Genomic DNA, 12583 nt, shown 5'->3' on the forward strand with positions numbered 1-12583 from the left:
ATTATCATATCAAATTTTTATTGAATCGTCAATACAAAAGCACTATATATATGTGCATGTATATCAGAAACACAATATATAGTGCCATTATAATAATTGAACCATCATTAGTTTTACTGCTATCTAACTACTTTTTCATAAACCTCCATGGGTACAAATCCCTTGACGTAAATTCCTTCTTCTCTAAAATCTTCTTCTAAAAGTTCTCCATATTTACGAATCAATTGTATTTTGCCGGCTTCAGAATATGGATAAATCCGCTCAATAGAAATTTTTTGTTCTCTTAACATTTCCTCTAATATTTCTTTTAATTCCTCAAGACCTTTCCCTGTCTTTGCAGAAATTTTCAAAACTCTATCAGCTTTGAAATCTCTTAGAATCTGCTCTTGCGATACCTTGTCCTGTTTATTGAACAATGTAATAATTTTTTTATCTTCAATACCAAGATTGGCTAATGTTTCATAAACGATATGCATTTGTTTGTCCATTTGAGGATTGGAAGTATCGACCACATGCAAAATAATATCCGAATATTTGGCCTCTTCCAAAGTGCTTCTAAATGCTTCTATCAAATGATGTGGCAATTTACGTATAAATCCAACTGTATCTGTAAGCAAAACCTGCTGTTTACTAGGAAGCTGCAGATTTCTGGTAGTTGGATCCAACGTAGCAAAAAGTTTGTCCTCCTCTAAAACTCCTGCCTGAGTCAGACGATTTAATAAGGTAGATTTTCCTGCATTGGTATAACCCACGATTGCTGCAATTGGGGTGTGGGATTTATCCCTTTGTACACGAAGTACTTCACGATGCCTCTTTACATTTTCTAATTCCCGCCTTAATTGTGATAACCGTTCTTTAATTAGACGACGATCCATTTCAAGTTTCTTTTCACCTGGTCCCCTGGTTCCGATTCCGCCTCCAAGTCTTGACAAAGAACTTCTAAGACCTACCAAACGACTTAAGCGATATCGTAACTGTGCCAATTCTACTTGTATTTTTCCTTCACTGGTCGATGCACGTTCTGCAAAAATATCTAAAATGACCATAGTCCGATCCATTACTTTTGTATCTAAAATATCTTCTAAATTACGTAACTGTGCAGGACTCAGCTCATCATCACATATGATACCTGTAGCTCCCAATTCATGAATGATTTCTTCTATTTCTTCTAATTTTCCTTTTCCAACATAGGTGACCGGATGTATTTGAGAACGGTTCTGTATTACTTTTGCAATCGTAACTGCTCCTGCTGTATTTGCAAGCTCCTTAAGTTCTTCCAATGAATCTACTGCATCATCTCCGTCCTGTGTACTGACTCCGACTAATATAACCTTCTCTTGTACCTGTTCCATTTCAATTGTTTCTGCCATATTTCCTCCGTAATGTTCTACCTGGTTTTTAGAAATTCATATTCTCTTTTAGCAGTCTCATCATCTGGATATAAATTTAAATATTCTTCCATTTTTTCTTTTGCTGTTTTAAACTCTAACAAATACTCATAAGTAATAATTTCATTAAACTTTAACTTTTTATCAAATTCTTCATCTTTTAAAGCAATACCGCTTTGGAATACCTGTAATGCTCCGGTATAATTTTTTTCTTTTAACAAACTCTCTCCCAAAGAGTTATAGACCTCTGCACTTTTTTTAATATTCTCAATATATTTAGAATAATTACTTTGTGCAGTCTGAGTATCTTCCAGTTTATCAAAAACCTGTCCAAGGTATAAATAGCCCTCTTTCTTTCCCTCTTTGATCGCTGCTTCTAAGTTTGATTTAGCAGCTTCATAATCTTTAAGATAATAATTAACTCTGCCCAAATATAAATTGTTCTTACCAGATTTTTCTAGTCTATTCTTTGCTTTATTAAGGTATTCTGCCCCTTCTTTTTCATATCCATGCTCACAAAGATTTTCGTATATATTAATATACATATCATATGCGTCTTTATCTTTCGAAATTGCTGCATCAAAATCTGCTTTTGCAAGCTCCAGCTTCTCTTGATTCAAATAAGCCGTCGCTCTTAAATAATAAGACTCCTTATTCTTACCGTCATATTCAATCAAACTGGTATATGTTTCAATTGCACCCTGCATATCTTTATTCTTAAACTGGGCAACTGCTTTATAGTAACAAATATCAATTTCTAATTCACCAATTTTTCCCAATGCCTTCCCTAATGCTTTATTAAAAGCATCAATTGCATCTTCATATTTTCCAAGGTTCAAATACGCAATACCAATCCCTCTATATGATGTTTCCAATTCTATATCTGCTTCAATCGCTGACTCAAAATACGAAACAGCTTCTTCATATTGAGCGTCTTTGAGACATTGAATCCCCAATTCTTCTGACTTACTTCCTGCTGATTGTAACGAACACCCACCTAATATAAAAGAAACTGTGAGTATAATGATTATTTTACTTTTCTTCATTCGATATGCTCCTTATTAAAATACTAATCCTTATTATAGCAAACTATCTTTCAAAAATATAGATATAATTTCACTCCTCACAATCTCATTTTTTATGCATACATTATATTCATAACAGATATGAATTGAATAGGAGTCTAATTATGAACGATAATTTAAATATTGCAGTAATTGGTGGAGATTTACGTCAAATCTACATTGCTGATCATTTATGTGAAAATGGTTATTCAGTAACCGTTTATGGTACAGTTCAATCAAGTCTTTTAAAACCACATAGAATCGCTGCAAGTCTGGCTCATGCTTTAGACATTTGTGATGTTATCGTCTGCCCAACTCCCTTTTCGAAAAACGGTTCTTATCTGTTTACAGAAAATGAAGAAATCTCTATTACCAATTCTTTATTGGAACAAACATTAACTCCAAATCATTTTGTTGTTGGTGGAGATTTTACAAAAGACTTCTTAAATTACTGTCTATTTCATCAAATTGAATATTATGATTTTATGAAAGATGATGTTATTGCTATTGAAAATGCAGTCGCTACTGCTGAGGGTGCAATTGCCATAGCGATTCAATCAAGCTCGATCAATTTAAGCAAAAGCCGTTGTTTGGTCCTTGGTTTTGGTCGCTGCGGCAAAATTTTAGCTCGCAAATTAGATGGCTTTCAGACTAGTTTAACTATTTCAACCAGAAATACTTCTTCCCTGGCTTATGGGAATAGTTTAGGATATGAAGTTTTTCCTCTTTCGGAATTAAAAGATAATCTTTCAAATTTTGATTATATTTTTAATACAATTCCATCAATGCTATTAACTCAGGAATATCTCTCAAAATTATCACCAGAAACTACCATTATAGATATTGCTTCATCCCCTGGAGGACTTGACTATGATTATGCGAAAAAGCACCACCTTAATGCGCATCTTTGTCTTGGAATCCCCGGAAAAATTTCACCGAAAGCAACTGGGATTATTTTGTCTAATGCACTGCTCAAAAAACTTAAAGAAAGAAGTGATTAAATGATTCTGTCTGGTAAAAGAATTGGATTTGCTTTTACAGGTTCATTTTGCACTTACGATAAAGTATTTCAGGCACTTGAAAATCTATGTAAAACCGAAGCTGTTATTACTCCTATTTTTTCATTTCAAGCTCAAAGTATTGACTCACGCTTTGGCAAGGCTCAGGATTTTTTATCCCGCGCCAAAGAAATTACAGGTATTAATCCAATTACTACCATTGAAGAGGCGGAACCCATAGGTCCTCAAGGGCTTCTAGATGTTGTAATCATTGCTCCTTGTACAGGAAACACATTAGCCAAACTTTCTCATGGTATTGTGGATTCTCCGGTATTAATGGCCGCAAAGTCTCACTTGCGCAACAACCGACCTGTTGTCATTGCTGTTTCTAGTAATGATTCTTTAAGTACAAATCTTAAAAATATTGGATTACTTCTTAATACAAAAAATATTTATTTTGTACCATTTAAACAAGATAATCCATTAGCAAAACCAAATTCTATGGTTGCTAATATGGATCTTATGAAAGATACCATTGAATTGTCATTGGAGAAAGAACAAATTCAACCAATTATTTTTTCTTCATAAATATAAAAAACAAGTCATAATGCAAAATTGTATAAATTTTGCATTATGACTTTTCATTTTAATTTATTTATTCTCTCTTATTGGCATTTCCACAGGGATTTCCGGAATTGCATTTAGTGATTTTGTAATTTGAATCTCAGGTGTAGCATTTGAAGTCTGAGGCTTATCAATTTCCGGAATATCTCCATCTCCATATTCTGTATTATAATCATAATCTAAATTTATTTTGTTCTTAGTTCCTGTATCTTTGCTTGGTGTTCCTTTGTTATTTTCTATATGATCCATTTCAACGCATTCCTTTCTTAATTGTTTTAAATAGTTTTTGTAATTCAAAATAAAATATGCAAAATTTCGTTTATTTTGTAAATAAGGTGCGGTTACTTCTATTAAAAAACTAATATTTCCATCATTAATCTGCTATATATATACATATAAATAAATAGTAACGTAACTCCAAAAACACTAACTAATGGAGGTAGTATTAATTGTCTATAATAAAGTCAAAAAATATACAATTTAAACGTATATCTTTTATAGTCATTTTTTTTATTTATATTTTAACTGTAACCATTGGCAGCAAAATTATTGCTACTAAAAACATGCAAATTAATACAAGCAAAGAATTATCTACAGAAAATAAAGAATTCATTCAATATCAACAAATATTAGAAAGTTTATTTGATTATAGAAACAAAGCAATCATGGAGCAAAATGAAGAAATACTAAAAGAATTATATGACACAGAACACAAATTAGGTCTTTGGGCATATGAACACGAAGTCAAAAAAATGAAATATTTAAATAACTGGTCCTATAAGCAGGGAGTCACTTTTAAAGATATTAAAACCAGAGTAAAGCTAAGTGCATTTAAAGAAAAAGAAGAAGATCTATATGGAGTTATCTGTGCTGTTTCGACAGAATATACTTATACATACAACAACGAACCAAAAGTTAAAAATATCAGCAGGATTGGAACTCATCATTATTTAAATATAAGAACAATTGATGGCAATTATATTATAACAAAAGAATGGTATACCGATCCATTTGCTGATTCTTTAAACTTAGAGAATATAAAATCTGATGAGATACGTGAATACATTTTAAATCAGCCTCCAGCTCAATACGAATTATCCGATAAAGTGCAAAAAGCGGTTGAGTACGCCCATATGTATTGTGGAGCTGCCAGTGATGAAAAATATGGCTTAAAATACAACAGTAAAACTTACAGGAACCATAATCCAGAAGGTGGAGACTGTGCAAATTACGCTTCACAAATAATGTTTGAGAGCGGAGCATTTTCCAAAAACCGCACCTGGAATTATTCAAATGGCTCAGGTACTAAAGCCTGGCTGAATGCTCAAGGATTTAAAAATTACATACTAAACAGTGGCAGAGGTTCCTTACTCGCCCAAGGTTCTTACGAAGACGTTTATCGCGCGGCTTATAAATTGCGTCCGGGAGATGTAGTTGCTTATGAAAAAAACGGAAGAATCACTCATGTATCCACAGTCACCGGACTGGACTCAAAAGGATATCCATTGGTTACCTGTCATAATACCGACCGAGTGCTAGTCCCATATGATTTAGGATGGAGTAACAAAAAAATCCGTTTTCACTTACTGCATGTTCACTATTAAAGGGGCAAGTTCCCCATCTGTATTTCTCTTAATTTCATGTATTAAGGGTATCTAAGTTCTGGACCTGGATGCAAAAAACATGTCTGGAAATCCCAAACTCGAGCATGCTGCTCTCAAACAGGTGGGATTTCCAGACAAAAGCATCCAGTTCCAGAACTAAGATACCCTAAATACATTCAAGTAGGCGTGAAAACAGATGGGGAACTTGCTGGTAGTGGCTGTTGGACTTTCACTTGTTTACTGTCTGCTTGAACTTATTAGGTTAAAATTTAGATATATGTTCAAACATTTTCCATAACCGTTTTTCTCTTAGGTTTTAGCCACTACCTTCCGTATATATTCCCATAAAATGATTTGTGGAAACTCTTATGCCATGAAAATGAGACTTAAAACGAATAGAAGGCTCTCCTGATATTCGTTTTGTTTTAAGGCTCATTGTAATGTTTGGCATAATCGTTGAAACAAAGCATTTTATGGGAATATTCCACTACTCTTCTGTTTGGATCTTTCGAATCTCTTTTGTTCTAATTTCTTTTGAAATTTGATCTATAAATTGTTCTAATATTTTTTGACCTTCATCTCCTGAAAATCTGCTTCTGACAGAAACAGTTCCTTCTTCTTCCTCTTTCTGTCCAACTACCAGCATATAAGGAACTTTTTGAAGTCGTGTTTCACGTATCTTATATCCGATTTTTTCGTCTCTTGCATCTACCGTCGCTTTGATACCATTATTTCTCAATTTTTCTAAGACCTGATTGGCGTAACTTACATATTTTTCTGAGATAGGCAGTACTCGAACTTGTTCCGGGCACATCCATGTTGGGAATTTTCCCTCATATTTTTCGATAAGCCAAGCTAGTGTTCTTTCATAACAGCCAATTGATGTTCTGTGTATAATATAAGGACGTTTTTTATTTCCATTCTCATCTATATAGAACATATCGAATTGTTCTGCAATCGCACAATCCATTTGTATTGTAATCATTGTATCTTCTTTTCCATACACATTCTTTGTTTGAATATCAAGTTTGGGACCATAGAATGCGGCTTCTCCTTCTGCCTCTACAAATGGAACTTTAAGTTCTTTCAAAAGTTCACGCATCTTACCTTGTGTTGTTTCCCAATAAGTCTCATCTCCAATGTATTTTTCTTTATTATTGGGGTCCCATTTTGACAAACGATATGTTACGTCATTTTCTAAGCCCAATGTTTTCAAACAATACATAGCTAAATCAACGCACCCTTTAAATTCTTCATTAATTTGTTCAGGTGTTGTAATTATATGTGCTTCACTGATCGTAAACTGACGTACACGAGTCAATCCATGCATTTCTCCTGAATCTTCGTTTCTAAACAATGTTGAAGTTTCTCCATAGCGGATAGGCAGATCACGATAGGAATGTTGCCCTGCTTTGTAAACATAGTATTGGAACGGACAGGTCATTGGACGTAATGCAAATACTTCTTTATCTGTCTCTTCATCTCCTAATACAAACATTCCATCTTTATAATGATCCCAATGCCCTGAAATTTTATAAAGATCACTTTTAGCCATAAGCGGAGTCTTGGTCCTCACATATCCTCGGCGCTCTTCTTCATCTTCAATCCATCTTTGCAGAGTCTGTATCATTGCAGTTCCTTTCGGCATAAATAAAGGAAGTCCTTGTCCGACAACATCTACGGTTGTAAAAAGTTCCATTTCACGTCCCAATTTATTATGATCTCGTTTTTTTATATCTTCTAAATATTCTAAATACTCTTTTAGTTCGTCTTTTTTTCCAAATGCAGTACCATAAATTCTGGTAAGCATAGTATTTTTTTCGCTTCCTCTCCAATATGCTCCTGAAGAAGAAATTAATTTAAAAGCTTTAATGTTTTTCGTGCTCATTAAGTGGGGACCTGCACATAAATCTACAAATGAATCCCCTTGCTTATAAAAAGAGATAATTGAATTTTCCGGCAAATCTTCAATTAATTCTACTTTATATGGTTCGTTTTTTTCTTTCATAAATGCAATCGCTTCTTCACGTGGCAGAGTAAACTTCTCAAGTTTCTCCCCTTCTTTGATAATTTTTTTCATTTCTTTTTCAATAGCATCTAAATCTTCTCTTGTAAAAGACTGGGATTCAAAATCATAATAAAATCCAGTGTCAATCGATGGCCCAATGGCTAACTTCGCATTCGGATATAAACGTTTTACTGCTTCTGCCAGTACATGTGAAGTAGTATGTCTAAGCGCAGACAACCCTTCTTTATCATTAGCTGTCAAAATATTTAATTCACAATCCTCATCCACAACTGTTCTAAGATCTACTACTTCTTCATTGATTACACCTGCACACGCAGCTCTGGCCAGCCCTTCACTTATATCTGAAGCAATTTCGATAACAGATATTGGTTGAGTATATTCTTTAACAGATCCATCTTTCAACTTAACTTTCATTTTCTCTCTCCTTTTCTTTCATATATAATAAAAAACGTCCCTTCCTGCCATTGCAGAAAGGGACGATAACTATCGCGGTTCCACCCTAATTGCTTCTCATAGTGATAAACTACACTACAAAAAACCACTTTTTGATGATAACGGAATCACCGGACCGGATTGGGGTCACTCAGAGGTAGTTTTCAAATGGTTCCTATTAGGACACTCACAGCTCATCTTTTAAGACAGCATCCCTCTCTGAAATATTTCCCACCTTACTCTTCTCTTCAACGTGTTACTACATTATATTCTTTCTTAAGATAAAATTTATTATATCATAGCAATTTATTTTGTCAAACCTTTTTATACCGAAATTGTAATTAAGATTCTACTGTATGAAATTAACTTTTGTAAATTTTAAGGGGATATCTTTTGTTGTAGAATTATCTGTTCTACTAAATATTTTAATCTTACCTGAAACTAATTTCTTATAAATTTTATCATAATCTTTTTTTGTAAAAGATTTGAATTTTGAATTTTGCATTGGTAAGCCGACTCCTGCAGTTTCTGCTGAAAAAACCTCTTTGACTCCTCCTTTAAAAGTACCATCAAAATAATCTTTTACAGAAACATATACAGCATCTGTAATCATCTTTATTGCTGAAGTTATCACTGTTTCTGATTCCTGGCTCTGGTCTGTGTCAACACCTATCACTTTTGCATTGGAAGCTTCTGCAGCTACCATTACAGAATTACCAAGAGCTCCTCCACAAGCAAAAATTACATCAGTTCCATTTTTATACCAGGAAGCAGCCATAATCTGTGTTTCATATGATTCTGTAAATGATCCGGTATAGGTATATGTAATCTCAATTTTAATCCCTAATTCTTTCGCTGCTAAGTCTGCTCCCTGAACAAATCCATATCCATATTGAATCACAGCCGGAACTGCCATACCTCCCATAAATCCAAGCTTAGTATTCCCATCCTTTACAGCAGCATAACCGGCAAGAAATCCTGCTTGTTCCTCTTCAAACAATATGGCTAATACATTTTTATTTATTTTTGTTTCTGTATAGGCAGAATTATGAGGTTCTCCATCAATTAAGATAAAACATACATTGGGATATTTATCTTGAACAACAAAAACAGGGGTCTCATATAAATACCCCGGACAAACAACTAGCTTGGCTCCATCTGCAACTGCTATATCGATGGTATCAACATAAGCATAAGTAGTTCCTTCCTCCGGCTGATAAAATTTACATTTTAGGTTATTTTCTTTTGCATACTTTTCTATCCCTACCCAGGAAGCTTGATTAAATGACCTGTCACCAATAGTTCCAAGATCCGTTACCAATGCAATATCACATTTTACTTTCTTTTGTTCCGATTGTTCTATTTCTGATTTCGAAATAATTTTTGTATCATTCGCATTACCGCATCCTATCATAGAGATACAAATGATACATAAACAAAATAAAACTGATGATTGTATTTTTTTTATTTTCATGACTGCCTATCCTCTATTATCTCTATTTTGTACTAGTTGATTTTTTCCGTTTTTCTTTGCCTTATATAAAGCGCTGTCTGCAACTTTATATAATTCTTCGAAACTATTTGCTTCAATTGGATATACGGCGGCTCCAATGCTTGCAGAAATAGGTGCTTCTATGTCCACAATCTCTGTAAATTCTTTAAATATATTATTAACTTTTTGAACTTCCTCATTTAAATCCTGCTCGGATTCTACTCTAAAAATAAATATTATGAATTCATCACCACCAACCCTTCCTACTACACTATTTTCTTGAAATACTTCTCTCATATACCGGCCAATAGACTTTAGAACCTTATCCCCTATTACATGTCCCATACTATCATTGATACCTTTGAAATCATCAATATCAAAGATAAACATAATTGCACCTGTTTTTGGATTTTCCTCCATATATTTTTTAATTTCCCGTTCCGTAGCTATCTTATTATATAAGCCCGTCAATAAATCCATATCCACTTCTTTTTGCAAATTTTTATTATGTCTTAAGTAAATAATGTTCATGATAAGAGTAATTGCTATCATTCCTATAACAAATACAAAAATCAGTATCAGTAAATATGTAATAAGATTTTTCATGATGCCCCATTCACTTGTTAATTTCAAATTATAAAGGGATTCTTCGTAGCCAATTGCAATATACCAATCATTTATTCCTATCGGTGTATAAATGACATATTTGGATTTACCATTCATTTTTAAAAAAGTTGAAGTGCTGTTTTGCCGTTCCATAGCTGCTTGAACTGACTTTATATCAACATTTGAATCTGTATCCTTAAGAAATTTAATTAAAGAAGTACCTTCTGTAAATTTTTCTTCTAACCCTTCTGTTGTAATTACAATGCCTTCGTCTACACTAAATAATAAAAATGAATTTTCATTTATCATATCCTGTTGAAAGAGTTTTCGTATACGACTAACAGAATAATACATTAAAATGTAACCATCAATCTTCTCATTTTTTACTACCGGAATTACTGAGACAACCGCTTCCGCCTGCATTATCTTCTCTTTTTGTATGTATGCATAATACTGTTCTTTTTTATTTGAACTAAGAAATTTATCTTTCGCTACATTTACTTTAATACCACTTTGTGTCACTCCAATACCTTCATTATCACAATATACCACCATGTACGCATTGGAATTATTACAAAGTGTTCCTATCATTCGTAACGTATCACTAGGATTTTTTATTGTCATAATTGACATTAAATCTCGATATGACATCCCCATTCTTGTCATAAAATCAAGTTCTTCACAGATCCTAGAAGAAAATTCTTCAACTTCAATTTTCAAATCATCTTCAACTACTGATTTGGCTGTCTGCTTACTGGTAGTACCAAAATTATATAATAAGATAAGAATCAGCACTAATAATACACTTACTGGTAAAAATATTACAAACAACCTTGGTGGTTTTTTGTCTTTCATATTCATTAGATTCCTCTATATTCATATTTTAATATAAATTTTCAATTATTATAAGTATAACATTTCTAAAACGTTTTTTCAATTAAACATTCGGTTAAATAATGCTTTTACTTTATATTGTCTGATTACTGGTTTATTCATTTCTTTAATGTTTATATTTACACATTTTTTATCTCTTTTGACTTGTATTTCAATGAATTATATATCAAATCTTAAAGAAAAGAAGTCCCTAAAGTCATCAATGACTTCTGGAACCCCCTTCATCTACATTTTCTTATATTATCTAGCTGCTTGGAAAATTTTCTCAACATCTTCCTTATTCAATTTCTGAAATCCGCCTATTGTAATTGTATTGTCATGAGTGCACTTTTGTGCCATTTCGCTTATCTGCTCATCAGTAATATTGATTCCTAATTCTTTTATGGATGTGGGCATTCCAATTTCACGATAAAAATTTTCCATTGCTTCAATACCTTCTAATGCTACTCTTTCCGGGTTGGAAAAATTATTCGGTACATTTAATACATTTACTGCAAATTTTGCAAAACGGTTTACATCAGTTTTATAAACATATCTTGCCCAACTTCCCCAAACAGCGGCTAGTCCGGCTCCATGAGCAACATCAAACATTCCACCAAGTTCATGCTCTATTTGATGACTTGCCCAATCACCTATCGTACCACATCCTGTCAAGTCATTATGTGAGATGCTGGATGCCCACATAACTTCTGCGCGTGCATCATAGTTCTCAGGTTCTTTCATCAAAATTTTAGCATTATGGATAACTGTTTTCATAAGTGCTTCACCAATACTATCTGTTAACTCAGTATTTTTAACTGTTGTAAAATATCGTTCCATGGTATGCATTAAAATATCAGTACAACCGCTTTGTGTTTGATACTGAGGTAATGTATAAGTTAATTCCGGATTCATGATGGCAAATTTACATCTTGCAAAATCATTATTACAAGAACGTTTTAGCTCTCCTTCTTCTTTGGTAATAACAGAAGAATTACTCATTTCACTTCCTGCTGCAGCAATAGTTAGAACAGCTCCTATAGGAAGACATCCTTTTGGCTGTGCCTTTCTTTCATACAAGTCCCAAACATCGCAATCATTTACCATTCCATATCCAATGGCTTTTCCAGAGTCAATTACACTTCCCCCGCCTACTGCCAGGATAAAATCTACTCCTTCTTTTTTACAAAGTTCAATACCTTCATATACTTTTGAAAGACGTGGATTCGGTACAACTCCTCCAAGGCTTACATAATCAATTCCTGCTTCTTTCAAAGAATCATAAATACGATCTAATAAACCTGACTTTTTTGCACTATTACCGCCATAATGAACCAAAACTTTTTTACAATTTTGTTCTTTCACTAATCCTCCAACTTTGGATTCTGTATCTTTGCCGAACACAACTTTCGTAGGTGCATAGAATCTGAAATTTCTCATCATTACACTCCTTTCTACAACTATCTATTCTGA

At 33.4% G+C, this 12583-nt stretch carries 10 protein-coding genes; 3 read left to right on the forward strand and 7 right to left on the reverse strand.

Annotated elements, in window-relative coordinates; translation table 11 throughout:
• Positions 1–119: 119 nt before the first annotated feature.
• Both hflX and DWV06_RS05265 read right to left on the reverse strand, forming a co-directional pair.
• Positions 120–1370 carry a GTPase HflX gene (gene hflX / locus DWV06_RS05260; RefSeq protein WP_115481127.1) on the reverse strand — a complete coding sequence of 417 codons (1251 nt, stop codon included), beginning with the start codon at positions 1368–1370 and terminating at the stop codon, positions 120–122.
• 17 nt (positions 1371–1387) lie between these two features.
• Positions 1388–2434 (reverse strand): tetratricopeptide repeat protein, encoded by a 1047-nt coding sequence (locus DWV06_RS05265; RefSeq protein WP_115481128.1) that lies wholly within the window; start codon positions 2432–2434, stop codon positions 1388–1390.
• A gap of 143 nt (positions 2435–2577) precedes the next feature.
• On the opposite strand from DWV06_RS05265, the gene dpsA reads away from it, so the two are divergent.
• Both dpsA and DWV06_RS05275 read left to right on the forward strand, forming a co-directional pair.
• Positions 2578–3453 carry a dipicolinate synthase subunit DpsA gene (gene dpsA / locus DWV06_RS05270; protein ID WP_115481129.1) on the forward strand — a complete coding sequence of 292 codons (876 nt, stop codon included), beginning with the start codon at positions 2578–2580 and terminating at the stop codon, positions 3451–3453.
• Positions 3454–4038: a dipicolinate synthase subunit B gene (locus DWV06_RS05275; RefSeq protein ID WP_115481130.1), complete on the forward strand. Its 585-nt coding sequence runs from the start codon at positions 3454–3456 to the stop codon at positions 4036–4038.
• Positions 4039–4101: 63 nt separating this feature from the next.
• On the opposite strand, the gene DWV06_RS05280 is transcribed toward DWV06_RS05275, so the two are convergent.
• Positions 4102–4323: a hypothetical protein gene (locus DWV06_RS05280; protein ID WP_115481131.1), complete on the reverse strand. Its 222-nt coding sequence runs from the start codon at positions 4321–4323 to the stop codon at positions 4102–4104.
• Between the two features lie 200 nt (positions 4324–4523).
• On the opposite strand from DWV06_RS05280, the gene DWV06_RS05285 reads away from it, so the two are divergent.
• Positions 4524–5678: an amidase domain-containing protein gene (locus tag DWV06_RS05285; protein ID WP_331463288.1), complete on the forward strand. Its 1155-nt coding sequence runs from the start codon at positions 4524–4526 to the stop codon at positions 5676–5678.
• 487 nt (positions 5679–6165) lie between these two features.
• Here DWV06_RS05285 and thrS read toward each other — a convergent pair whose 3' ends face one another.
• From thrS to DWV06_RS05305, 4 genes are all read right to left on the reverse strand, one after another.
• Positions 6166–8121 (reverse strand): threonine--tRNA ligase, encoded by a 1956-nt coding sequence (thrS, locus tag DWV06_RS05290; protein ID WP_115481132.1) that lies wholly within the window; start codon positions 8119–8121, stop codon positions 6166–6168.
• Between the two features lie 367 nt (positions 8122–8488).
• Positions 8489–9613, reverse strand: coding sequence for a BMP family lipoprotein (locus DWV06_RS05295; protein WP_115481133.1), 1125 nt, complete (start codon positions 9611–9613; stop codon positions 8489–8491).
• A 6-nt stretch (positions 9614–9619) separates the two neighbouring features.
• The gene (locus tag DWV06_RS05300) at positions 9620–11098 is read right to left on the reverse strand and encodes a diguanylate cyclase domain-containing protein (protein ID WP_115481134.1); all 1479 of its coding nucleotides are present in this window, start codon (positions 11096–11098) and stop codon (positions 9620–9622) included.
• Between the two features lie 273 nt (positions 11099–11371).
• The gene (locus DWV06_RS05305) at positions 11372–12550 is read right to left on the reverse strand and encodes an iron-containing alcohol dehydrogenase (RefSeq protein WP_115481135.1); all 1179 of its coding nucleotides are present in this window, start codon (positions 12548–12550) and stop codon (positions 11372–11374) included.
• Between the last annotated feature and the right edge of the window lie 33 nt (positions 12551–12583).

Origin of the sequence: Anaerosacchariphilus polymeriproducens (assembly GCF_003363435.1) — a bacterium.
Taxonomy (GTDB): Bacteria; Bacillota; Clostridia; order Lachnospirales; family Lachnospiraceae; genus Anaerosacchariphilus; species Anaerosacchariphilus polymeriproducens.

Excerpts from the sequence above, each read along its gene's own strand:
- DWV06_RS05300 (WP_115481134.1), bottom strand. The coding sequence starts at position 11,098 with ATGAATATGAAAGACAAAAAACCACCAAGGTTGTTTGTAATATTTTTA.
- DWV06_RS05275 (WP_115481130.1), top strand. The coding sequence starts at position 3,454 with ATGATTCTGTCTGGTAAAAGAATTGGATTTGCTTTTACAGGTTCATTT.
- DWV06_RS05295 (WP_115481133.1), bottom strand. The coding sequence starts at position 9,613 with ATGAAAATAAAAAAAATACAATCATCAGTTTTATTTTGTTTATGTATC.
- dpsA (WP_115481129.1), top strand. The coding sequence starts at position 2,578 with ATGAACGATAATTTAAATATTGCAGTAATTGGTGGAGATTTACGTCAA.
- DWV06_RS05305 (WP_115481135.1), bottom strand. The coding sequence starts at position 12,550 with ATGAGAAATTTCAGATTCTATGCACCTACGAAAGTTGTGTTCGGCAAA.
- thrS (WP_115481132.1), bottom strand. The coding sequence starts at position 8,121 with ATGAAAGTTAAGTTGAAAGATGGATCTGTTAAAGAATATACTCAACCA.
- DWV06_RS05280 (WP_115481131.1), bottom strand. The coding sequence starts at position 4,323 with ATGGATCATATAGAAAATAACAAAGGAACACCAAGCAAAGATACAGGA.
- hflX (WP_115481127.1), bottom strand. The coding sequence starts at position 1,370 with ATGGCAGAAACAATTGAAATGGAACAGGTACAAGAGAAGGTTATATTA.
- DWV06_RS05265 (WP_115481128.1), bottom strand. The coding sequence starts at position 2,434 with ATGAAGAAAAGTAAAATAATCATTATACTCACAGTTTCTTTTATATTA.